Annotated in this window: 23 protein-coding genes; 22 read left to right on the top strand and 1 reads right to left on the bottom strand. The window is 40.5% G+C overall.

From position 1 onward, the window contains the following. Window positions 1-7: 7 nt before the first annotated feature. Window positions 8-898 carry a PocR ligand-binding domain-containing protein gene (locus tag O3617_RS05960; protein WP_038124001.1) on the bottom strand — a complete coding sequence of 297 codons (891 nt, stop codon included), beginning with the start codon at window positions 896-898 and terminating at the stop codon, window positions 8-10. Between the two features lie 396 nt (window positions 899-1,294). Between O3617_RS05960 and pduB (O3617_RS05955) the strand changes: the two genes are divergently transcribed. The 22 genes from pduB (O3617_RS05955) (at window position 1,295) to O3617_RS05850 (ending at window position 22,559) form a co-directional block, all read left to right on the top strand. Further along, window positions 1,295-2,035 carry a propanediol utilization microcompartment protein PduB gene (gene pduB / locus O3617_RS05955; RefSeq protein ID WP_304412470.1) on the top strand — a complete coding sequence of 247 codons (741 nt, stop codon included), beginning with the start codon at window positions 1,295-1,297 and terminating at the stop codon, window positions 2,033-2,035. A gap of 21 nt (window positions 2,036-2,056) precedes the next feature. After that, window positions 2,057-3,718: a propanediol/glycerol family dehydratase large subunit gene (locus O3617_RS05950; protein ID WP_038124006.1), complete on the top strand. Its 1,662-nt coding sequence runs from the start codon at window positions 2,057-2,059 to the stop codon at window positions 3,716-3,718. A gap of 9 nt (window positions 3,719-3,727) precedes the next feature. Beyond that, complete coding sequence (locus O3617_RS05945) at window positions 3,728-4,426, top strand: propanediol/glycerol family dehydratase medium subunit (RefSeq protein ID WP_156919363.1); 699 nt, start codon at window positions 3,728-3,730, stop codon at window positions 4,424-4,426. Window positions 4,427-4,437: 11 nt separating this feature from the next. Continuing rightward, complete coding sequence (locus O3617_RS05940) at window positions 4,438-4,959, top strand: diol dehydratase small subunit (RefSeq protein ID WP_038124012.1); 522 nt, start codon at window positions 4,438-4,440, stop codon at window positions 4,957-4,959. Window positions 4,960-4,977: 18 nt separating this feature from the next. Continuing rightward, window positions 4,978-6,804, top strand: coding sequence for a diol dehydratase reactivase subunit alpha (locus O3617_RS05935; RefSeq protein WP_038124014.1), 1,827 nt, complete (start codon window positions 4,978-4,980; stop codon window positions 6,802-6,804). Beyond that, entirely contained in the window at window positions 6,801-7,175 is a 375-nt protein-coding gene (locus tag O3617_RS05930; RefSeq protein WP_051411676.1) for a glycerol dehydratase reactivase beta/small subunit family protein, read from the top strand. Before O3617_RS05935 ends, O3617_RS05930 begins: the two co-directional genes overlap by 4 nt. A 27-nt stretch (window positions 7,176-7,202) precedes the next feature. Further along, a complete protein-coding gene (locus O3617_RS05925; RefSeq protein WP_038124020.1) occupies window positions 7,203-8,255 on the top strand; it encodes a cob(I)yrinic acid a,c-diamide adenosyltransferase in 1,053 nt (350 codons plus the stop codon). 13 nt (window positions 8,256-8,268) lie between these two features. Next, window positions 8,269-8,991 (top strand): MIP/aquaporin family protein, encoded by a 723-nt coding sequence (locus O3617_RS05920; RefSeq protein ID WP_038124023.1) that lies wholly within the window; start codon window positions 8,269-8,271, stop codon window positions 8,989-8,991. Window positions 8,992-9,076: 85 nt separating this feature from the next. Beyond that, window positions 9,077-9,439: an ethanolamine utilization microcompartment protein EutS gene (gene eutS / locus O3617_RS05915; RefSeq protein WP_038117203.1), complete on the top strand. Its 363-nt coding sequence runs from the start codon at window positions 9,077-9,079 to the stop codon at window positions 9,437-9,439. A gap of 13 nt (window positions 9,440-9,452) precedes the next feature. Beyond that, entirely contained in the window at window positions 9,453-9,893 is a 441-nt protein-coding gene (locus tag O3617_RS05910; protein ID WP_038124027.1) for a EutP/PduV family microcompartment system protein, read from the top strand. 18 nt (window positions 9,894-9,911) lie between these two features. Next, entirely contained in the window at window positions 9,912-10,919 is a 1,008-nt protein-coding gene (locus O3617_RS05905; RefSeq protein WP_038124030.1) for a nicotinate-nucleotide--dimethylbenzimidazole phosphoribosyltransferase, read from the top strand. 45 nt (window positions 10,920-10,964) lie between these two features. Further along, on the top strand, window positions 10,965-11,246 hold the full coding sequence (pduA, locus tag O3617_RS05900) for a propanediol utilization microcompartment protein PduA (protein ID WP_005385289.1): 282 nt from the start codon (window positions 10,965-10,967) through the stop codon (window positions 11,244-11,246). 2 nt (window positions 11,247-11,248) lie between these two features. Beyond that, window positions 11,249-12,100, top strand: a complete 852-nt coding sequence (gene pduB / locus O3617_RS05895; RefSeq protein ID WP_071991548.1) for a propanediol utilization microcompartment protein PduB — start codon at window positions 11,249-11,251, stop codon at window positions 12,098-12,100. 113 nt (window positions 12,101-12,213) lie between these two features. After that, entirely contained in the window at window positions 12,214-12,720 is a 507-nt protein-coding gene (locus O3617_RS05890; protein WP_051411677.1) for a BMC domain-containing protein, read from the top strand. A gap of 26 nt (window positions 12,721-12,746) precedes the next feature. Then, a complete protein-coding gene (pduA, locus tag O3617_RS05885; protein ID WP_005385294.1) occupies window positions 12,747-13,022 on the top strand; it encodes a propanediol utilization microcompartment protein PduA in 276 nt (91 codons plus the stop codon). Window positions 13,023-13,028: 6 nt separating this feature from the next. Further along, window positions 13,029-13,649, top strand: a complete 621-nt coding sequence (pduL, locus tag O3617_RS05880; RefSeq protein ID WP_371449137.1) for a phosphate propanoyltransferase — start codon at window positions 13,029-13,031, stop codon at window positions 13,647-13,649. A gap of 10 nt (window positions 13,650-13,659) precedes the next feature. Further along, window positions 13,660-14,499, top strand: coding sequence for an ethanolamine utilization protein EutJ (gene eutJ / locus O3617_RS05875; RefSeq protein ID WP_371449136.1), 840 nt, complete (start codon window positions 13,660-13,662; stop codon window positions 14,497-14,499). A 1-nt stretch (window position 14,500) separates the two neighbouring features. Continuing rightward, the gene (gene pduM, locus O3617_RS05870; protein WP_371449135.1) at window positions 14,501-14,992 is read left to right on the top strand and encodes a PduM family microcompartment protein; all 492 of its coding nucleotides are present in this window, start codon (window positions 14,501-14,503) and stop codon (window positions 14,990-14,992) included. Next, window positions 14,979-15,245 (top strand): EutN/CcmL family microcompartment protein, encoded by a 267-nt coding sequence (locus O3617_RS05865; RefSeq protein ID WP_024066335.1) that lies wholly within the window; start codon window positions 14,979-14,981, stop codon window positions 15,243-15,245. The genes pduM and O3617_RS05865 overlap by 14 nt, the downstream gene beginning before the upstream one ends. Window positions 15,246-15,373: 128 nt before the next feature. Beyond that, window positions 15,374-16,807 (top strand): aldehyde dehydrogenase family protein, encoded by a 1,434-nt coding sequence (locus O3617_RS05860; protein ID WP_371449134.1) that lies wholly within the window; start codon window positions 15,374-15,376, stop codon window positions 16,805-16,807. Window positions 16,808-16,818: 11 nt separating this feature from the next. Next, complete coding sequence (locus tag O3617_RS05855; RefSeq protein ID WP_371449133.1) at window positions 16,819-17,937, top strand: 1-propanol dehydrogenase PduQ; 1,119 nt, start codon at window positions 16,819-16,821, stop codon at window positions 17,935-17,937. A 365-nt stretch (window positions 17,938-18,302) separates the two neighbouring features. Beyond that, window positions 18,303-22,559 (top strand): acyl-CoA dehydratase activase-related protein, encoded by a 4,257-nt coding sequence (locus O3617_RS05850; RefSeq protein ID WP_371449132.1) that lies wholly within the window; start codon window positions 18,303-18,305, stop codon window positions 22,557-22,559. Window positions 22,560-22,562 lie beyond the last annotated feature (3 nt).

The raw sequence follows: 22,562 nt of genomic DNA, 5'->3' as shown, positions 1-22,562 counted from the left end.
TATTTTATTAAACATCAATGGGTTTGGCATATTTTTTTCTGTATGAATGGGGCGTTTCATTGGTAGCCATTTTAAATATTTTGCAGAAATAACTAGTCCGATTATATCCAAGTGTTTTACTTATTTGATTAATCGTTAATTGTGAGTAGGCTAGCAATTTCTTTGCTTCTTGTATGCGTAGTAGTGTTATGTATTGCACTACTGAGAGCCCTGTGTCATCTTTGAAAATTTTAGAGAAGTAGGACTCGCTTAAATGAATATGTTCTGAAATTCTCCTTAGAGATACACGTTTGCTCAGGTTTTTTTCTATGTATAGCATAGCTTTTCGAATCTCTGGACGATTAATAGGTCGTTCAGTTTCTACGAAGTCTGGCAATTGTTCATAAGGCATTTCTTCGGCTATGACATCGTTAAATGGAAAATAATGCTCTACTAAGATCCGCAACACCTTTGTAGCACTGTAAATTTGTTCAGCAGTCAGAGTGGGTAATGCTAGATACAAGGCACGAAGTTTAGTGTCATGGTGCCAGTCTGTTTGGGTCGGTAAAATTGGCTTAATAGTTGTATCTTCTGTTTTTGTTTGTCCTGCCATGATGAAGCCTAAGATGGCACCATCTTTCATAATCGGCACAGAAAAATCTATGAGTCCCATATGACAACGGTATGGGCAGGAAGATAGTTCTTTTGTAGCATCTAGTCCGCCATATAAGTCGCATTGATTACAACGTTTGGCATAGGTTGAATTGCGCCTAACAACTTTGCAAAATGGAGAAAAGTTATACTCCTGAGATAACACTTTTCCACGATTATTTACAAAAATTGCCGCAATTTTTGTTATATTTGTGAAATCACGCATGATTTCGTTAATAAGTTTTGTATCTGTTGTGGTACAAATCATATTGGAGTCTCCAATCACAAATGTGTTAAGAGGTCTAGAATACACACCAATTTAATAGCTCTACTTGCTCTCTATCTAATATGCTGGCTCTAAACCTAAAAAGAGAAAAGTGACATATTAAATAAAATTCATATACATATAATTAGAGGTAATTACTCTTACGTATTCACCTTTATATGTAGGAGTATAACAAAATTTTAGTATTTTGATAATAGAAAAATCATATTTTACAAATATTCATAAAAAAGTTATATTTGAAAGTTTCTATAATAAAGATATAGATATCCATATTATTTCATAAATTTAGAAAGGATTGAGCCCAATGAATAATGAACAATAAAGCATCTCTATAAATTTATGGATATGGGAACTTTAGTCGTTTATATATTTGAGTAAATACTGAAGTTACCTTACGTTACACATAAGGAGGGTATTATGGCGACTACATGTGGATTAACCGAATTTGTGGGTACTAGCAAAACAGGTGATACTATAGGTCTCGTAATTGCTAATGTTGATCAACAAGTATTAGATGCGATGAAATTAAAGAAAAAATATCGTTCCATCGGTATTTTAGGTGCGCGTACTGGTGCAGGTCCACACATTATGGCAGCTGACGAAGCAGTAAAAGCAACAAATACAGAAATCGTTAGCATCGAATTACCACGTGATACTAAAGGTGGCGCAGGCCATGGTTCATTAATCATCTTTGGTGGTGATGATGTATCCGATGTAAAACGAGCTATTGAAGTGGCATTGGCTGAAGTGGAACGCACCTTTGGCGACGTATACGCAAACGATGCTGGTCATATTGAGCTTCAATATACAGCACGTGCTAGCCACGCGGTAAATGCAGCATTTGGCGCTCCTGAAGGTAAAGCCTTTGGCCTTATCGTAGGTGCTCCAGCAGCGATTGGTGTAGTGATGGCCGATGTAGCTGTTAAATCTGCAAACGTTGATGTAATTGGTTATGCATCACCTTCTGCAGGTACAAGTAATTCTAATGAAGTAATTTTACAGATTTCTGGCGATTCTGGGGCTGTGCGACAAGCGGTTATTTCTGCTCGTGAAGTAGGTAAACAATTGCTCGGTACTATGGGTGACGAACCAGTGAACGGAGCCCCTTCCTATATCTAATCTGAAAGGATGGTATGCCCTATGAAATCAAAACGTTTCGAAGTCTTAAGTCAACGTCCTGTTAATCAGGATGGTTATGTAAAGGAATGGGTAGAGGAAGGTTTTATAGCCATGGAATCTCCTCAAGATCCAAAGCCTAGCCTCAAAATCGAAGGCGGTCGCATCGTTGAACTCGATGGTAAACGCCGTGAAGATTTTGATCTTATCGATACATTTATTGCGAACTACGGTATCGTTCTCGATGGTGCTCAACAAGCGATGGCAATGGACTCAAAAGAGATTGCTAATATGATGCTTACACCATCAGTGCCTCGTGAAGAAATCGTTAAGATTTGTAAATCTATTACCCCAGCGAAAATGCTGGAAGTTGTTTCTTGCATGAACGTTGTTGAAATGATGCAATGTATGCAAAAAATGCGTGCTCGTCGTACAATGGCTAACCAAGCCCATGTAACGAACGTAAACGACAACCCAGTACAAATCGCAGCGGATGCTGCAGAAGGTGCGCTTCGTGGGTTCGCAGAAGAAGAAACAACAGTTGCAGTTGCTCGTTATGCACCACTTAATGCGATCAGCTTACTTGTAGGTTCTCAATGTGGTCGACCAGGCGTATTGACTCAATGCTCCTTGGAAGAAGCAACAGAATTGGAACTTGGTATGCGTGGCTTCACAGCTTATGCAGAAACTATTTCTGTATATGGTACAGAAGATGTATTTACTGATGGTGATGATACACCTTGGTCTAAAGGCTTCCTCGCATCTGCTTATGCATCTCGGGGCCTTAAAATGCGCTTTACTTCTGGTACAGGTTCTGAAGTACAAATGGGCCAAGCAGAAGGTAAATCTATGTTGTACCTTGAAATCCGTTGCCTATACATCACAAAAGGCGCTGGCGTACAAGGTATCCAAAATGGTTCTGTAAGCTGTATCGGTATTCCAGCAGCCGTACCTTCTGGTATCCGTGCTGTATTAGCAGAAAACCTTGTAGCAGCTATGCTCGACCTTGAATGTGCATCTAGTAATGACCAAACATTCAGTCACTCCGACTTGCGTAGAACAGCTCGTACATTGATGCAATTTGCACCTGGTACTGACTTCATCTGCTCTGGTTATAGTTCTACACCAAACTATGACAACATGTTCGCTGGTTCCAACTGGGATGCAGAGGACTATGATGACTGGACAGTTATTCAACGCGACCTCAAGGTAAATGGTGGTCTTATTCCTGCTCGCGAAGAAGAAGTCGTAGCAGTACGTAATAAAGCGGCGCGTGCATTACAAGCTTTGTTCAAAGCCTTAGGCTTACCTCCAATTACAGATCAAGAGGTAGAGGCTGCTACCTATGCGAATGGTTCTAAAGATATGCCTCCTCGGGACAAGGTTGCAGATATTAAAGCGGCTCAAGACTTGTTGAATCGCGGTGTTACAGGTGTTGACTTCGTAAAAGGCTTAGCTAAAGAAGGTCATCAAGATGTAGCACAAAGTATTTTGAACTTATTAAAACAAAAAATCTCCGGCGATTACTTACAAACATCGGCCATCTTTGACCGTGATTTCAATGTTATCTCCGCGATTAACAATAGAAATGACTATCAAGGTGTTGGCACAGGGTATCGTGTGGAAGGTGAAGATTGGGAACGTATTAAAGATATTCCAAACGCCATTGATCCACGGGATATATAAGGAGGTGTCATGATGGCTGAAATTAACAGAGATGTATTACGTTCTATTATCCTAGACGTTTTACAAGAAATGGGTGGTGTTCATGAGGCACCACAATTCAAGGCTAGTGTTGGTGAAAGCACAGCACCAAGTGCGGCTCCTAGACATGAAGAACCAACTGGTGATGATAGCTGGCTCCAAACTGGTGGACCTGCACAACCTGGTACAAGTGCTGATGAAGTAGTCATCGCTGTAGGCCCTGCTTTTGGCCGCAGTCAACGACAAACCATCGTTGGTGTACCGCATCAAGAAGTAATTCGCCAATTAGTAGCTGGTATCGAAGAAGAAGGTTTAAAAGCTCGTGTAATCCGTGTATATCGGTCCTCTGACGTAGCGGCTGTAGCTGTTGAAGGTGATTCTATTTCTGGTTCCGGTGTATGTATCGGTATTCAATCTAAAGGTACAACCTTGATTCACCAACGGGATTTACAACCACTTTCTAACTTGGAATTATTCCCTCAGGCACCGCTATTAACAGCTGAAACATACCGCGCTATCGGTAAAAATGCTGCTAAATATGCTAAAGGTGAATCCCCAACACCAGTACCAACCTTGAATGATCAAATGGCTAGACCAAAATATCAAGCATTATCTGCATTGCTTCATATTAAAGAAACTAAGCATGTAGTTAAAGGTAAGCCAGCTGATGAAGTCCGTGTCACTGTATAAGGAGGTTTACTATGGCTAATGAATTAGAAACCTTAATTCGTCAAATCGTTTCCGAATTAGAAGGGGCAAAAAGTAATGTAACACATTCCACTGCCCCATATACAACAGCTACTGTAGATAGAGATGTTACAGTAGAAGATTATCCAATTGCAAAAAAACACCCAGAGTGGATTGATCTTGGACAAGGTCGTGATTTGAGCCATATTACGATGGATAACGTAATGGCAGGACACATCACAATGGATGATTTGAAAATTTCTCCATCCATTTTGAAAGCTCAGGGTCAAATCGCTAAGGCAGGGGGCCGAGATCAAATTGAACTCAATTTCTCACGTGCCGCAGAAATGACTAAAGTCAGCGATAAACGCTTACTTGAGATGTATAATGCACTTCGCCCATATCGTTCTTCTAAACAAGAATTGTTAGATATTGCAAGCGAACTCGATGGCCTAGGGGCTCCAATTTGTGCAAATTTTGTGCGAGAAGCTGCAGAGAATTATGAACGACGTAAAAAACTGAAAGGTGATAATTAATCTATAGGAGATGTCATTATGAAACGAATTGTTGGCATCGATATCGGAAACTCTACAACAGAAGCGGCCTTGGCCGAAATTCATAGCAATGGGGAAGTAAAGTTTTTATCCTCTGCTATTGCTAGTACGACTGGTATTAAGGGAACACGAGAAAATATCATAGGTCTCATGGATGCTCTTAAATCGCTAATCAAGTCTGCTAATCTTACACTGCGAGATATTGACTTAGTTCGCATTAATGAGGCTACACCAGTTATTGGTGATGTGGCTATGGAAACGATTACTGAAACGATTATTACAGAATCGACTATGATTGGTCACAATCCTAAAACACCAGGTGGTTTAGGCCTTGGGGTAGGCTATACGGTTCCTATTGAACAACTTATCGACAAGCCGCAAGGTCAGCCATACATCGTGGTAGCTCCAAAGATTATTGATTTTGAGGTTATAGCAAAGCTTATCAATGCATACTGTCAACGAGGGTATGATATTCGAGCTGCTATCCTTCAAGCCGATGATGGGGTGCTCGTCAACAATCGATTGGATAATAAAATTCCTATCGTAGATGAGGTTGCATATATCGATAAAATTCCAATGGGTATGCTTTCTGCTGTAGAAGTTGTAGAACCGGGACAAGTGGTATCACAATTATCAAATCCTTATGGGATTGCCACTGTATTTGAACTTTCACCAGAGGAAACAAAGAATATTGTACCCATTGCTAGAGCCCTCATCGGGAACCGTTCTGCTGTAGTCATTAAAACACCGGCAGGGGACGTTAAAGAACGGGTAATACCGGCAGGTTCCATCATTGTTATGGGAAATGACAGAACTGTATCCGTTGATATATCTGCAGGGGCGGAAAGAATCATGGAAACCCTTGAATCTGTCCATCCAATTGAGGATATCAGTGGTGAACCAGGGACGAATGTAGGTGGCATGCTTGAAAAGGTTCGCCTTACAATGGCGCAATTGACAAATAAATCACCAAAAGACGTATATATTCAAGATTTACTAGCTGTAGATGTGGCTGTTCCTATTAATGTGAAAGGTGGGCTTGCAGGTGAGTTCTCTATGGAACAGGCTGTAGGCATTGCCTCTATGGTTAAGTCAGATCATTTACAAATGGAAATTATCGCAAAGCAGGTAGAAAAAGAGTTAGGCGTACCTGTTGAAATCGGCGGTGAAGAGGCTGAATCAGCTATTTTAGGCGCTTTGACTACACCAGGGACAGCCAAACCAATGGCTATACTCGATTTAGGAGCGGGTTCTACTGATGCATCTATCATCAACCAAGAAGGGAAAATTAAGGCCATTCATCTTGCAGGGGCAGGAAATATGGTAACCATGTTAATCAACTCCGAACTTGGTTTAGAGGACATGCATATTGCAGAAGCCATCAAACGAGATCCATTGGCTCAAGTGCTTAGTGTATATCATATTCGTCACGAAGATGGAACGGTGCAGTTCTTTAATGAACCACTTTCTGCAGCATTGTTTGGTCGTGTTGTTATTGTCACTCCTGATGGGCTCGTTCCTGTAGAGCGAGATATCCCCTTAGAAACGATTAAGCGCGTCCGTCAAACGGCAAAGAAGCGGGTGTTTGTAACAAATTCTCTCCGTGCCTTGGCATCTGTTAGTCCTACTCATAATGTGCGAGATATACCATTTGTTGTTATCGTTGGTGGTTCTGCATTAGACTTTGAAATTCCTCAACTCGTAACCGATGCACTTTCACAATATGCATTAGTAGCAGGTCGAGGTAATATTCGAGGCGTTGAAGGAGCACGAAATGCGGTAGCAACAGGATTGGTATTATCCTATGCACAGAAGGGAGGCCTATGATGGATCAAAGTATCGTCAGTAAGCCAACCATATTGCTGTATGCTACAGAGCATATCAGTGAGGATGTACTAAAACCCGTTCTATATGGTATTGAAGAGGAAGGTCTACCTGTTGTCATTGAATCCCATTGTGGTACGCATATGGCATTGGCTGATTTAGCATCTCGTAATTCAGCTTTGTCCGTAGGCATAGGCGTTGATGAACAAGCTATTGTATTGACCTATAAAAATATACCAGCGCATCAATTTATCTACCGACTTAGTGATTACAGTCAATATCCAGATAGCTTACGCACCTTAGGTGTCAATGCAGCTCGTCTTGTAAAAGGAAACCCTTTCGTTTCTGATGAACGATTGGAAGTGGCCTTTTAAATATAACTAACTTGAGAGGTGGTGCATATGGCTATTTATACGAAAACCGGTGATGCAGGTACAACGGCCTTATTTGATGGGACACGGGTACCTAAAAATTCACTTCGTGTGGACACATATGGAACCTTTGATGAATTAAATGCACAGGTTAGTGTATGTGAGAAATTGGTCGTCTCACCAGACAATAAGCATGTGCTTCACACATTACAACATCAGCTCTTCCGCTTATGTGCGGAGGTAGCAACGCCTCATGTAGAAAATCTTAGTGAAAGCAGCAATTTGATTTCACAACAAGATATAAGCGAATTGGAACACATGATTGATGACTATACAAAGAGATTGCCGCAGCAACATAGCTTTATATTAAGCGGAAATTATCTATCTGCTGCAGAGCTACATGTGGCGCGCACAATCTGTCGTCGCGGTGAACGGTTGCTTATTAGCTTAGGATCTGTAGAACCAATTCGCGATGAGGTTCGTAAATTTATTAATCGACTATCTGATGCTCTGTATATCATGGCTCGCATGGAAGACTATGTACAATTTGTAGAAACAATTGTAGAACGCGTTTCAGAACGTGTAGCAACTAGTCCTGCGGAAATACTGATAGAAACCAATCAATGCGTAGGTAATATAGAGCATACTACTGAAAATGGCGTTTATGATATGACAACTGGAACAGAGTTAGAGCATATTATGACGAAGCTTTCACAAACAGCAATGGACTACGCTCAGTCCATAGACGTACCTATCGTTGTATCTATAGTAGATGCAAATGGTATATTAATGTATTTCCAACGTATGTCAGATGCATTGCTCATTAGTAACGACATCGCACAGGCAAAAGCGTATACCGCAGTGGCGCTTAAATCAGCAACTCATGAAATACATCCAAGCGCACAGCCTGATGGTGACCTATTTAATATAGAATCCATGGTAAACCGTAAAATCTGCACCTTTGGTGGAGGATATCCAATCATCATGAATGGAAAGATTGTTGGAGGACTTGGCATTAGCGGTGGTACCGTGGCACAGGATATGGACATTGCATCTCACGCATTACAATCTTTGTTAATTTAATGAGGTGAAAACAATGGACGTAACACAAATGTATATTAGTGAATTTGTTGGTACAGCCGTTTTAATTGCATTTGGTAATGGTACAAATGCATCAATTCTGTTAAAGAAAACAATAGTAAGTGCTTTTGGTACTAACTGGTTAAATATTATTTTTGGATGGGCTTTTGCCGTAGCCTTTGGTGTGTATGTTGGGATTACACTTGGTGGTCCCGGCCATTTGAACCCAGCTGTTACCTTTGCCCTTGCTGTGGCGGGTATATTTCCTTGGGATCAAGTGGTTCCAATGTCTATTGCTCAAATTGCTGGTGGTTTTACAGGTGCTGCCATTGCTGCACTATTCTATTATCCACACTTTAAAGTAACCGGTCCTGACGAAGGTAACTGTGTAGGAATTTTTGCAACAGGTCCAGCTATTGATAATAAACCTTTCAATTTGATATCTGAAATTATAGCAACGTTTATGTTTATGTTAGCTATTCTCTGTTTAGGTAAAATGGCTGATGGTTTAGCACCTATGGTCATCGGTATCTTGGTAGCATCTGTTGGTATGTCCTTTGGTGCAACAACAGGATATGCCTTAAATCCAGCGCGCGATTTTGGCCCACGCTTAGCATATTTCTTACTACCGATTCCTAATAAGGGAACTGCGAACTGGCAATATGCATGGGTACCATTTATTGGTCCGTTGATTGGGGCAGGTTTGGCAGTATTATTCTTCCAATTAGTGGCGCCTTAATTATAGCTAGAGTATATAAAACAAGGACGAACTATGGTGTGTCGATATAGTTTAAAGAATACATATTGAATTAGGAGGAAATTATATGGCCTTTCAAGAGGTAATTGATGCAAAACAGCGCATCATACAAGAATTTGTACCCGGAAAGCAGGTTACGATAGCACATGTTATTGCCAATCCTAAGCCTGATTTATTTAGAAAAATGGGGCTAGAGGAAAAAGGGCGCAATGCCATTGGAATTCTTACCATAACACCTGGCGAAGGGACCATTATTGCAGCCGATATTGCGAGTAAATCTGGTGATATCGAAATTGGTTTCATCGATAGATTTTCGGGGGCACTTCTTATAACTGGTGATGTATCTGCTGTTGAATCTGCATTGCGTAGTGTAATTGAAGGATTGCAACGCATATTAGGATTTTTCCCAACAGATTTAACAAGATCCTAATGAAAGGATAATTATGAGCACTGAAAAGAAAGAAAAGCGTATCCTTCTAGTAGGACGTAGCGGTTGTGGAAAGACTACATTAGCAGATACGATTACACATGGCTCGGCTACGTATCATAAGACACAAGCGATAACGCGCGTGGGAAACTTCATCGATACCCCTGGAGAATACATGGAAAATCCTAATTATTATCGAGGCATTATCTTGCACGCCTATGATGCGGATTTAGTGATTTTCATGATTCCTGCAGGTGATGAAACAACCATATTCCCACCAAGTTTTGGGAACTCCTTAAACCGCGAGGTTATAGGTGTTGTATCAAAGGTGGATACGGGTAAAGATATAGAGGCGCCTCGACGCAATCTCAAATTAGCGGGAGCTACTAAGATTTTCGAAATATCAGTTCACGACGAAGAGTCGTTAAAACAATTATGTAACTACATATACGGTTAGTTGAAAGAAGGTTTTTCCATGGACAAAGGTTTTGAAGAACAAGTTAATCAATTTATTTTAAATAAGGCGATCATTCCAAAAAGCTTGGGTCTATGGGAACGATATTTCAAAAAAATGTGTCTTGCTTGGCAGGATATGAAACCTGAGATTCATGCTCAGCATATTATCTTTTCTGCAGATAATGGTATTTCTGTAGATGGTTTAATCGGTTATAACTATGAGATTACCCGTAAACAATCTCAGAATATGATTGATGGTAAAAGTGCAGTTGCTAATTATTGTATTTTTAACCATATTCCTTACGAAGTGGTAGATGTAGGCATTGCTTGCCCCCGAGGTATTGGGGTCAATCGAAAGGTAGCTCAAGGCACGAAGAATATATTAGATGGTGCTGCTATGAGTGATGAAGAATTTGACCTAGCATACCAAGCGGGATATAACCGCGTTGTCTACTATGCAGAATCGGGAATTAATCTATTTTCCTTCGGAGAAATGGGTGTTGGTAACACGACTACGTCAGCAGCTGTCTTAAGTGGTCTTACAAAGCTAGACCCACGGATAACCGTAGGTCCTGGATCCGGTCCTGAGGACGAAGCGTACATGAATCAAAAACGTGAGTTTGTGCGGACTGCACTATCTCATCATAAGGGGCACTTAAATAGTCCAAAAGAAGTAATTAGTCGCGTAGGTGGCTTTGATATAGCCGCTATTACAGGCGCTATGGTAGCTTGTACAGACCTACATATTCCATTTGTAATCGATGGATATATTACAGCAGTTGCAATGGCTTGTGCTACTCAAATGAATGGAGAAGCTCCATTATACGGCATTCCATCTCATTATTCTCGCGAGGTAGGGATGGCCGCAGCATTGGCTTATGCAAATATTCGTCTTGATGAAGTTCCAATCCATGGACAAATGGCATTAGGAGAAGGAACTGGTGCTGTACTAATGGTACAACTACTTAAAACAGCACACTTTGCCTTTATGAATATAGGTACCATGGTGGAACTATTAGAAAAATAAAATTTGTAACCTTTGTTTTATATTTTGTAAAAGGAGAGAAAACAGATGACACAAGAAGCATTAGGTATGGTGGAAACTAAGGGCCTAGTAGGCGCAATTGAAGCAGCTGATGCAATGCTTAAAGCAGCTAATGTAGAATTAGTAGGCAATGAAAAAATTGGTTCTGGTCTTGTTACTGTTATGGTTCGTGGTGATGTAGGTGCTGTAAAAGCGGCTGTAGACGCAGGTGCAGCTGCTGCAGAGCGCGTAGGCATTGTTATCTCTACTCATGTAATTCCAAGACCACATAAAGATGTAGAAGGTATTTTACCAACAAAGGGTGAATAATTATGGCCGATACTAAAAGTATGGTAGATGAGATTTTAAAACGCGTGTTGATGCGTATAGATGATGCTGACTTGGGTGATATTACAACTAATACAGCAAATAACGTGCCTGGTGCATGTGACTCAGCGACTATAAAATTACCTACCGTCTCACAACTACAAACTTCTATGATTACTGAACACGTAGGTAGCACTACAACTGGCGATACAATTGGTCTCGTAATTGCCAATGTAGATAGTCAAGTATTGGAAGCTATGAAGCTCACTAAGTCATATCGATCCATAGGTATCTTGGGTTCACGAACAGGTGCAGGACCACAAATTATGGCTGCTGATGAAGCTGTAAAAGCAACGAATACAGAGATTGTTAGTATTGAGTTCGCTCGTGATATGAAAGGCGGTGCCGGAGCTGGTTCCCTTATCATATTTGGTGGCGATGATGTATCTGATGTAAGGCGTTCTGTGGAGGTCGCATTACGTGAATTAGAACGCACCTTTGGTGAAGTATATATGAATGAAGCTGGTCATGTAGAAATTCAATATACAGCTCGTGCAGGAGAAGCATTAGTTACTGCCTTTGGTACACCAGAGGGTAAAGCTTTTGGATTAATCGTTGGTGCGCCAGCAGCTATCGGTGTAGTTATGGCGGATACAGCAGTTAAGTCAGCTAATGTAGATGTGGTAGGCTATCGTTCACCATCTAGCTCAGCTATGAGTAATGAAGTTATTTTACAAATCAGTGGTGATTCAGGGGCTGTTAAACAGGCTGTAAAAGCAGCGCGTGATGTAGGCCTAGCATTGCTTGAAACTATGGGAAACGTACCTAAGAACACAGGTTGTTCCTATATAATCTAGATATTCAATCTTTTATATTGGTTTAATATAATTGCCACGTTGTAATGAATGATATTTTCATAATATGAATCTTAAAAGCGAATCATCTAGAAAGTTAGTTAATGGGAGGTGTTATGGTGAAAGATTCACTAGGGTTACTAGAAGTAGCAGGCTTACTGGGGGCTATCACCGCATCAGATGCAATGGTTAAAGCTGCAAATGTACGGCTTATAGGCATAGAAAAGGCAAGAGGTCTTGGTTGGATGACCGTAAAGGTTGTTGGTGATGTGGGAGCTGTTGAGGCAGCTGTTCAGACTGGTGTAGCTATTACAAAAGATATGAATCTTTATGTAGCTCATAAAGTAATTCCAAGACCTGCAGAAGGTTTGGTGGAATCCTTTAATGATGACTTTACAGATAAGTTAGATAATGTATCTGATGATACAAAATTAGCTGAGAATTCTGTGGATAATGAATCAGTAAAAACAGACGTTATTACTTCTGTGGAAGAGAAACCTGTATTAGATGAAAAGGTTGTTGAGGTGTTAGACGAAATCGTATCTACAATTGTAGAACCGAAAAGTTCTAAGTCAACAGAGACTAAAAAAACAACACCAAAGAAAAAAACTAAAAAGAAATAAAGTAGTAAAAAATAAAGGAGATTATCATGAATAACGCATTAGGCATGGTAGAAACAAAAGGTTTAGTAGGCGCAATTGAAGCGGCTGACGCAATGGTAAAAGCAGCTAATGTTACATTAGAAGGTACCGAAAAAATTGGTTCCGGTCTTGTAACTGTCATGGTCCGCGGTGATGTAGGTGCTGTAAAAGCGGCTGTTGATGCAGGTTGTGCAGCAGCACAAAAAGTAGGCGAAGTAGTATCTACTCATGTAATTCCACGTCCTCATAGTGATGTAGAATTAATCTTACCTAAGAAAGGATAATAGTTTATGGATCGGGAAAAGATTCGTGCTATCGTACGAGAAGTGATCGAAGCCATGTTCGAATCATCCATTCCCGTAGGTGTAAGCAATAGACATGTTCATCTATGTCAGGAGGACTGGGATATATTATTTCCTAATCAGGCTATTACTAAGAAAAGTGACTTAAAACAAACTGGAGAGTTTGCATCAGAACAAACAGTTACTTTAGTGGGGCCTAAAGGGGTCATTCAAAATGTCCGCGTATTAGGCCCGCTTAGAAAACAGTCACAAGTGGAGGTTTCTTTGACAGATGCTCGTACATTAGGTATAAAACCTCCTATAGTGTTATCTGGTCATTTAGAATCAGCCGTAGAGATTACTCTATGTACTGAAAATGGTGAAATCACGAAACCTATTTGTATCGCTGCAAAACGACATATTCATATGTCGCCTGATGATGCAAAACGGCTTAATGTAAACGATGGCGATAACGTTAATGTTGAGCTTCAAATGCCAGAACGCACCACTGTATTTGGTGATGTTATCGTTCGGGCCGTGCCCGGTTTTGTCCTAGAACTCCATATTGATACAGATGAGGCAAATGCTGCCAATGTACAAGGTACAGTGATGGCGAGAATTGTACAGTAAAGTAGGTGATATGATGAAAGGTTTGAAAAAGGCAAATAATACCTTGCAAGAGTTCTCTGATCTTGTAGAGTCTAAAAAAGTGAGCTCTCATAATCAAAAGAATTTGCGCGTAGGCATTGACCTTGGTACATCATCTATTGTCCTATCCGTAGTAAACGATAAAGGTAAACCTATATATGGTGCCTTTGAATACAATGAGTCCATTCGAGACGGCCTTGTAGTTGACTATGTGGGAGCTGTTACGATTACTCGAGCGTTAAAGGCTAAGGCAGAAGCAGCCTTAGGAACAGAACTTGTATATGCCGCAGCAGCTGTTCCACCTGGAACGATAGGCAAGAATAAAGATGTAGTAGGTCATGTTCTTGAAAGTGCCGGTTTTGAAGTAACTTGCATTCTAGACGAACCTACCGCTGCTGCTAATGTGCTAGGCATTACCGATGGCGCTGTTATCGACGTCGGTGGTGGTACTACGGGCATAAGCATTTTAAAAGATGGCCGAGTTGTATATACCGTAGATGAGCCTACAGGAGGTACCCATATGAATCTTGTTATTAGTGGGGCCTATGGGATTTCAATCCCGGAAGCGGAGGCCTATAAGCGCAATGAAGCTAATAAACGCGATGTATATGCAACCATTCGGCCTGTTGTAGAAAAAATGGCAGCTATTTCTAAGCGTGCGTTACAAGAGGGTGGCTATGAAAAGGGGACTCCCATTGTTGTTGTAGGTGGTGCTTCTAATTTTGAGGAGTTTACAAAAACTTTCAGTCAATATATAGGATTACCCGTAGATAAGCCATTATATCCAGAGTTTGTAACGCCCTTAGGAATTGCCATGGGAAGTGAGAATTAATATGGATGCATTAGTTAAACTGGTGCTAGAACGCCTAGAAAAGCGCATGACATCCACTGCTACGTTTATGGTCACAGAGTGTAATAGCTATGATGAACATATATTGTTGCAGAATCAACTCATTTCTTTTACTGGTATAGATTATGGTCATATACGAGAGTTAATAAGCGATACATTGGTGCCTTGGGTAGTTTGCCTGCACCGTGCATTAGCGTATGACTGTGAGGTGACAATACGCCTAGCAGTTCCTGTAACCTCGTTGATGAATCCATCAGTCATTCTAGATTGGCCTATCAGATTTTTAGATAAATTTGGCCGTCCTATATGTGCCAGTCATCAAGCATGGATTACGGCCTCTTTTGTAAAATCTTGTGAAAGTCATTCTATTATCGTCATATATAGGGGACAACGGTTCACCATGGCTGCTCGTGATGAAATTGAGCGCTTAGGTATCACAATAATTGAAGGGAACGAGAAGTATGCAAGTCGGTAAAGTAGTGGGTAGTATCGTATCTACTCAAAAGCATGAATCTCTAAAGGGAATGAAACTGATGATGGTAGATATTCTCGATGGAGAACAAGAGTTGACGGGGCGCATAGAAATCGCCGTCGATACAGTATGTGCTGGTGAAGGTGAATATGTGCTTCTAACTCGAGGCTCATCGGCACGGCATATTTTCGAAGATGATAAAGGCACCGCAGTAGATTGTGCTATTGTGGGTATTATTGATAGTTTTGAAAAATAATTGTATAGGAAATAGCTGGTGCCAGAGTTAAACCTAGTTATTGTGTCACATCATGAATGTATCTCTGATTGTGTACACCGTAAGTTGAGATGGTCATTGCATCAGCCATGCAACCTATATGGAGGTTCATGATGGAAAATAATATACAGTTGAAAGAAATGATTCGCTCCATGGTTATAGATGTATTAGAGGGGAAAAAGCAAGAAACAGCTTCATCACAACATATCAAACAAGCATCTAGAGGGCAAGTTGAACCAGGTGTATTTGATACAGTTGATGAAGCAATTCAAGCAGCAAAAGTAGCACAAGAACGCTTTGAAGATTGCACTTTGGCAACTCGTGAGAAGGTAATAGCAGATATTCGTGCTGCTATGCGTCCACGAGTACAAGAGTTGGCTTTAAAAACTGTTGAAGAAACAGGTATGGGTCGTGTTGCGGATAAAGTACTGAAATTGAATCTTACTCTAGATAAAACACCTGGAGTAGAAGATCTTGTTACAGAGTGTGAAACTGGTGATAATGGTATGACATTGTATGAATTATCTGCTTACGGTGTTATTGGTGCTATTACCCCAAGTACTAATCCCGCAGAAACTTTAATATGTAATACAATTGGTATGCTAGCAGCAGGGAATGCAGTATTTTTTAGTGTGCATCCTGGTGCTAAGCATCTCAGTCGATTGTTAGTTAGTGAACTTAACCAAATAATTTCTAAATCGATTGGCATTGAAAACCTTATCGTTACACTTAGTGAACCATCTATTGAGTCTGCTCAAGAGATGATGGTACATCCAGATGTAAGCTTATTGGTTGTTACTGGTGGCCCTGGTGTAGTAAAACAAGCACTACAAAGTGGCAAAAAGGTGATTGGTGCAGGTGCTGGTAATCCACCAGCTTTTGTAGATGAAACCGCAGATATAAAAAAGGCAGCTCAAGATATTGTTCTCGGTGCTAGCCTTGATAATAATATTTTATGTATTGCCGAAAAGAGTGTCGTTGCAATGCGTCAAATTGAGCCACAGTTGGTTCAAGAAATGGTGAGAGTAGGCTGTGTACTCGTTGAAAATCAACAAGATATTCAACGTTTGGTAGACTTAACTGTATTACCGAATGGGACACCAAATAAAAAGTTTGTTGGTAAGAATGCTAGCGTTATACTTGATGCGGCACATATCCCATATAATGGTGATCCACGATTGATTATTATACGTACTCCTAAAGACCATCCATTTGCAGTTATTGAAATGTTGATGCCTATTCTCCCTGTTGTGACAGTAGACAGCTTTGATGAAGGCCTCGAAGTATGCTTGATGTTAGAAGCAGGCTTACATCATACGGCAACAATGCATTCCTTAAATATGGAACGCCTTAATCGAATGGCGCGTAAAATGAAAACATCTATTTTTGTTAAAAATGGTCCATCCTATGCGGGCCTTGGATTTAGTGGTGAAGGTACGACAACCTTTACAATCGCTACACCTACTGGGGAATCGACTACATCTGCTCGATGCTTTGCACGACGTCGTAGATGTTGCTTAACGACAGGATTTAATATTCGATAGGTGGTGAGCATGTGGATAAATGGACTTTTCCAACTCAAATTTACGCAGGATCAGATTCGTTGAATCGTCTTACAGAATTTAATAATGAATCCATCCTAATCATATGTGATCCATTTTTAAAAGATTCTCCAAGCCTTACTTATGTAATGGGGTTAATGGATAATAAAAATGAGGTCAGCATTTATACTGATGTTGTACCAGATCCTCCAATCTCGCATGTCGCTAAGGGGATTGAATATATGCAAGGTATTAAACCTTCTATAATTATCGCCATAGGTGGGGGCTCTTGTATTGATATGAGTAAAGGTATAGCCTATTTTGGACGTAAGTTAAAGCATATGAATATTAAATCTTTCATTGCTATTCCTACCACTAGTGGGACTGGCTCAGAGGTTACATCTTTTGCGGTTCTTACGGACAGCGAAACTAAGATAAAATATCCTCTTGTGGACGATGCAGTACTACCTGATGAAGCATTATTAACGCCATTATTTGTAAAAACATCTCCACCAGGTGTTACTGCTTATAGTGGCATGGATGTATTAGTTCATGCACTTGAAGCCTATGTGGCAACGGCAGCAAATAACTTTACCGATGCTTTAGCTCAACAGGCAATTGAACTTGTATTTGAATACTTACCAAAATGTCATAAAACAACAGCTACAGATCAAGACCGCATGTCTATGCACGAAGCATCATGCCTTGCAGGACTTTCTTTTAACAAGGCCGGCGTAGGTATTGTTCATGCTATGGCTCATCAGTTGGGAGGACAGTTCCATGTGCCTCATGGTCTTGCTAATAGCATGCTTTTACCTTATGTAATTGCTTTTAACTGCTCCCATAACCTTGAAGTAGCGAAAAAGTATGCACATTTATCTGCTAAATTGGGCTTTGCACCGTATGAATCTTCAGAAGAAAAGAAATTAGGTGCTTTGTTAGAAGCGATTATTAAATTGCAACGCACTTTAGAGTGTCCAATGACACTTACTGATTTCGGCATAGATAAGGCCACAGCTGAGGGAAAATTAAATCTAATGGCCGATAGAGCATTAGAGGATATGTGTTATCGATTTAATCCATATCCAGCTAATCGAAATGATTTAATTAAGTTATATAGAAATGTTTTATAAAACACAATATAAGACTAGTATTAATGGATACTTAAAAAGAGGCTTTAATAGTTATTAAGGTCTCTTTTTTGTAAGTTTTACGCAGTTAATGTATCTTTGCACACAAAACTTTTCACGTGGGAGTGGTATAATAAAAAATACACGACATACAGATTTAAATATATTTTATTAGGAATAGTCATGTTCCATATACCACATTGGAATATGGCAAAACCTAGAATTAATCTCTGTTTGTTGTATAATATATTTAATATTTAATTTTTTAGATGTGAAGTTAAAAGCTTTATTATTTAACTTTTACTTAAATGTATGAAGAAAAATGGTGCGAGCGTGCCAATTCTTCATTTTTTTCAAGAGAGGTATATATGCAAAAATCCTTACGTATGGGGATCGATGTTGGCTCTACAACGGTCAAGGTCGTTTTGTTGGACGAACAAGATAATTATTTGTATAAAAAATATATCCGACATTACGCCAATATTCTGGATACTGTTCATACATTGCTACAAGAGGCTCAAGTGGGCTATGAAGATGCAAAAGTACATGTAGCAATTACAGGTTCTGGCGGTATGGCGATGGCTGATAAGGTGCGTATACCTTTTGTGCAGGAAGTAATTGCTGAAACAAAGGCGATAAAAGCATTGTACCCACAAACTGATGTTATTATCGAACTTGGTGGTGAAGATGCTAAGGTTACGTACCTAGGTCGTACTGCAGAACATCGCATGAATGGTTCTTGTGCCGGTGGTACAGGTGCTTTCATAGATCAAATGGCAACATTATTACAAACTGATGCATCCGGCCTTAATCAATTGGCGATGAATGCGGATACTATTTATCCAATTGCCGCTCGTTGTGGCGTATTTGCGAAAACAGACGTTCAAGCATTGCTAAACCAAGGCGCATCTCATGAAAATATTGCAAAGTCCGTATTCCAAGCTATCGTTAACCAAACGATTGCAGGCCTTGCATGTGGTCATAAAATCGAAGGGAATGTAGCCTTCCTTGGTGGTCCATTAACATTCTTATCCGAATTACGTCAATGCTTCTGTGACACCTTAGAACTCGATGAAGCACATCGTATCATCCCTGAAAATGGTGAGTTGTTTATTGCCCTAGGCGCAGCTCTCATGAATGATGAATGCCGTGATATTACAGTAGGTGAATTGACGAAGGAAATCGGTGCGCTTATTGGTGTACCAATGGAAGCAACCGATCGTGTTGATCCGCTATTTAGAAATGAAGCGGAATTAGAAGAATTCCGTGCACGTCATGCTAAGGCGGTAACACCGAAAGGTGATATTAAAGATGCTGAAGGTCCATGCTACCTCGGTATTGATGCGGGCTCCACGACGTTGAAAGTCGTGTTGATCAATAGCAAGAATGAAATCATCTTCTCTCACTATGGCCCAAATCATGGTAAACCATTAGAAAAATCCCAAGAACTCATTGAGAAAATCTATAGCTTATTGCCAAAAGGGGCTTACATCGCTCATTCCGGTGTAACCGGTTATGGCGAAGCGTTTTTGAAACGCGCGCTTGGTATCGATATTGGGGAAGTAGAAACAATTGCCCATTATCGCGCTGCTCAATTCTTCTGCCCTGACGTATCCTTTATCTTGGATATTGGCGGTCAAGATATGAAGTGCACAAAGGTACGCGATGGCTATATCGAAGACATCGTATTGAATGAAGCCTGCTCCTCTGGTTGTGGTTCTTTCATCGATACATTTGCTACATCCTTGCGTTTGCCGATTGAGCAATTTGCTAAGGAAGGTTTGTTGGCACCTATGCCAATCGACTTGGGTTCCCGTTGTACCGTATTTATGAACTCCAAGGTAAAACAAGCGCAAAAAGAAGGTGCTACTGTACCGGATATTGCCGCTGGCCTTGCGTACTCTGTTATTAAAAATGCATTGTACAAGGTACTTAAGGTAAAAGACCCTAAGGAGTTAGGTGACCACATCGTCGTACAAGGCGGTACATTCTATAATGAAGCGGTGCTTCGTGCCTTTGAAAAATTGATGGGCGTCGAAGTCATTCGCCCTGATGTATCCGGCTTGATGGGTGCATATGGTATGGCGTTGCTCGCTTCTGAAGCGGCAGAAGAGTTACAAAATCAACATAGTACATTGCTTGATAGTGATGGCTTGAAATCCTTACAAGTATCTACATCCATGCGCAATTGTGGATTGTGCTCCAATAATTGCATGCTTACCATCAATGCATTCTCTGACGGTCGTACCTATGTAACAGGCAATCGTTGCGACCGTGGTGCAGGTGATATGATTCAAGAGAAACATAAGCCTGTTCCCAATATGGTAGACGTAAAATTGCGTCGTTATTTTGATTACTATCTCAAGAAAAATATTTCTGAGTTTGAAGGTAAATTGCGTATCGGTATTCCTCGCGTCCTCAATATGTACGAAGATTTTCCATTCTGGTTTACATTCTTCAATCAATTGGGCTGCGAAGTGGTATTGTCAGATTATACGACGAAGGATCAATATAATAAGGCGATTGATACCATTCCTTCTGATACCGCATGTTATCCTGCTAAGGCCGTTCATGGCCATATCCGCGACCTTTCACAAGCACAGGTCGATTTAATCTGGTATCCATGTATTCAACATGGTCCGAAGGAATTTAGCCGCGACAATAACTATCATTGCCCTATGGTTATTTCCTATCCAGAATTGATTCGCAATAATATGCAAGATGTGATGGGAAAAACACCGTTTTATGCACCATTCTTACCATTAGCAGATAAGAAATCTTTGGTGCCTGCTTTGGTGAAAGCCTTAAAAGACTTGCCATTCTCTAAATCTGAAATTTCTAATGCCGTTGAGACCGCTTGGGTTGAACAAGAAAAATGTAAGGCTGACTATCGCGAGATGACAAAGAAAACTGTATCTCGTCTCGTAGCCGAACAAGTGCCTACCATCGTATTGGCCGGTCGTCCATACCACTTAGATTCCGGTATTAATCATGGTATTCCTGAGCTCATTACGTCTCTTGGTATGGCGGTTCTTACCGAAGATGGTGTAGCGCCATTAGGTAAGGATATTAAACATCTTCGCGTTGTAGACCAATGGTCTTACCATAGTCGTCTATATCATGCAGCTGAATTTGTAAGTCGTACAGAAGGATTCCAAATTGTTGAGTTGAACTCCTTCGGTTGTGGCCTTGATTCTATTGTGGCAGATCAAGTAAAAGATATCTTATCTGCAAAGCATAAAATCCATACATTGCTCAAAATCGATGAAGGTACGAACTTAGGTGCTGTTACGATTCGCTTGCGTTCTTTGCAATCCGTAATGGAACGGAGTATGCGTAAACATCACAATCCAGAAGCTCCTGTAGAGACTGTGGTTGATGACACACCAGCCTATGATTATGAACGCGTTGTCTTTACCGAAGAAATGCGTAAGACATACAAGATTTTGGTGCCTCAAATGTCACCTCTTCATTTCCAATTATTGGAACCGGTGCTTAAGTCTGAAGGTTATGACTTTGATATGTTACCTGCTCCAACTCGTGAAGATGTAGAAATCGGTCTAAAGTATATCAATAATGATGCATGTTATCCTGCTATCATCGTTGTAGGCCAATTGATGAGCGCCTTATTGTCCGGTAAATATGATATTAATAAAACGGCTGTTATCATCTCTCAAACCGGTGGTGGTTGTCGTGCTACCAACTATATTGGCTATTTGCGTAAAGCCCTCATCGATGCAGATATGAAACAAGTTCCAATCTTGTCACTTAATGCGAGTGATATGGAACGTCAACCAGGATTTAAGTTGACTAAATCCTTCTTACATCGCATGATTCAAGCCGTAGTATACGGAGATGCGTTGATGCAATGTGTATTGGCTACGCGCCCTTATGAAATTAATCCAGGATCTGCAGATGCATTGTGCGATTATTGGGTTAAAAAATTACGGGAACGTATTACAAAAGCTAATATATTCCAATATAGTAAATATATTAAGAACATCATTGAAGATTTTGACAATTTACCAGTCGATAAATCCAAGCCGAAACCTCGTGTTGGCGTAGTAGGTGAAATCTACGTTAAATTCCATCCAAGTGCGAACAACCACATCAATGAACTTATAGAAAAAGAAGGCGGTGAGGTTGTAACCTCTGGTCTACTAGACTTCTTCTTGTACTGTGCTATGGATAGTACATATCGTGCTAAACACTTAGATGGCACCTGGCTTTCTGGATTCTTTGGTTCCTTGGCTCGAGAAGCGTTAGAATTATACCGCTTGCCATATGCAAAAGCCGTTGCGGCATCTAAGCATTTTGATCCATTGCAACGGATGACGAAGGTTGCAAAAGAAGCGGCTCATTATATTGACCTTGGTAACCAATGCGGTGAAGGTTGGTTCCTTACAGGCGATATGATTGATCTTATCGAAAAAGGTGCAAAACAAGTAGTTTGCTTGCAACCATTTGGCTGCTTACCTAACCACGTTAGTGGTAAAGGCATGGTAAAAACATTATCTGAGGCATATCCTGATGTGCGTATTGCAGCTATCGATTATGACCCAGGTTCCAGTGCGGTAAACCAAGCAAACCGATTGAAGTTGTTGTTAGCAACAATGTTTGAATGATAA

Source organism: Veillonella sp. 27098_8_77 (genome assembly GCF_041431535.1).
Classification (GTDB): domain Bacteria; phylum Bacillota; class Negativicutes; order Veillonellales; family Veillonellaceae; genus Veillonella.
This window is presented reverse-complemented; position numbering and strand designations above follow the sequence as displayed.

Excerpts from the sequence above, each read along its gene's own strand:
- O3617_RS05925 (WP_038124020.1), top strand. The coding sequence starts at position 7,203 with ATGGCTATTTATACGAAAACCGGTGATGCAGGTACAACGGCCTTATTT.
- pduM (WP_371449135.1), top strand. The coding sequence starts at position 14,501 with ATGGATGCATTAGTTAAACTGGTGCTAGAACGCCTAGAAAAGCGCATG.
- O3617_RS05850 (WP_371449132.1), top strand. The coding sequence starts at position 18,303 with ATGCAAAAATCCTTACGTATGGGGATCGATGTTGGCTCTACAACGGTC.
- O3617_RS05890 (WP_051411677.1), top strand. The coding sequence starts at position 12,214 with ATGGTGAAAGATTCACTAGGGTTACTAGAAGTAGCAGGCTTACTGGGG.
- O3617_RS05905 (WP_038124030.1), top strand. The coding sequence starts at position 9,912 with ATGGACAAAGGTTTTGAAGAACAAGTTAATCAATTTATTTTAAATAAG.
- O3617_RS05860 (WP_371449134.1), top strand. The coding sequence starts at position 15,374 with ATGATGGAAAATAATATACAGTTGAAAGAAATGATTCGCTCCATGGTT.
- O3617_RS05960 (WP_038124001.1), bottom strand. The coding sequence starts at position 898 with ATGATTTGTACCACAACAGATACAAAACTTATTAACGAAATCATGCGT.
- pduB (WP_071991548.1), top strand. The coding sequence starts at position 11,249 with ATGGCCGATACTAAAAGTATGGTAGATGAGATTTTAAAACGCGTGTTG.
- O3617_RS05865 (WP_024066335.1), top strand. The coding sequence starts at position 14,979 with ATGCAAGTCGGTAAAGTAGTGGGTAGTATCGTATCTACTCAAAAGCAT.
- eutS (WP_038117203.1), top strand. The coding sequence starts at position 9,077 with ATGGCCTTTCAAGAGGTAATTGATGCAAAACAGCGCATCATACAAGAA.
- O3617_RS05945 (WP_156919363.1), top strand. The coding sequence starts at position 3,728 with ATGATGGCTGAAATTAACAGAGATGTATTACGTTCTATTATCCTAGAC.
- O3617_RS05950 (WP_038124006.1), top strand. The coding sequence starts at position 2,057 with ATGAAATCAAAACGTTTCGAAGTCTTAAGTCAACGTCCTGTTAATCAG.
- pduL (WP_371449137.1), top strand. The coding sequence starts at position 13,029 with ATGGATCGGGAAAAGATTCGTGCTATCGTACGAGAAGTGATCGAAGCC.
- O3617_RS05920 (WP_038124023.1), top strand. The coding sequence starts at position 8,269 with ATGGACGTAACACAAATGTATATTAGTGAATTTGTTGGTACAGCCGTT.
- eutJ (WP_371449136.1), top strand. The coding sequence starts at position 13,660 with ATGATGAAAGGTTTGAAAAAGGCAAATAATACCTTGCAAGAGTTCTCT.
- pduA (WP_005385289.1), top strand. The coding sequence starts at position 10,965 with ATGACACAAGAAGCATTAGGTATGGTGGAAACTAAGGGCCTAGTAGGC.
- O3617_RS05910 (WP_038124027.1), top strand. The coding sequence starts at position 9,453 with ATGAGCACTGAAAAGAAAGAAAAGCGTATCCTTCTAGTAGGACGTAGC.
- O3617_RS05935 (WP_038124014.1), top strand. The coding sequence starts at position 4,978 with ATGAAACGAATTGTTGGCATCGATATCGGAAACTCTACAACAGAAGCG.
- pduA (WP_005385294.1), top strand. The coding sequence starts at position 12,747 with ATGAATAACGCATTAGGCATGGTAGAAACAAAAGGTTTAGTAGGCGCA.
- O3617_RS05940 (WP_038124012.1), top strand. The coding sequence starts at position 4,438 with ATGGCTAATGAATTAGAAACCTTAATTCGTCAAATCGTTTCCGAATTA.
- O3617_RS05930 (WP_051411676.1), top strand. The coding sequence starts at position 6,801 with ATGATGGATCAAAGTATCGTCAGTAAGCCAACCATATTGCTGTATGCT.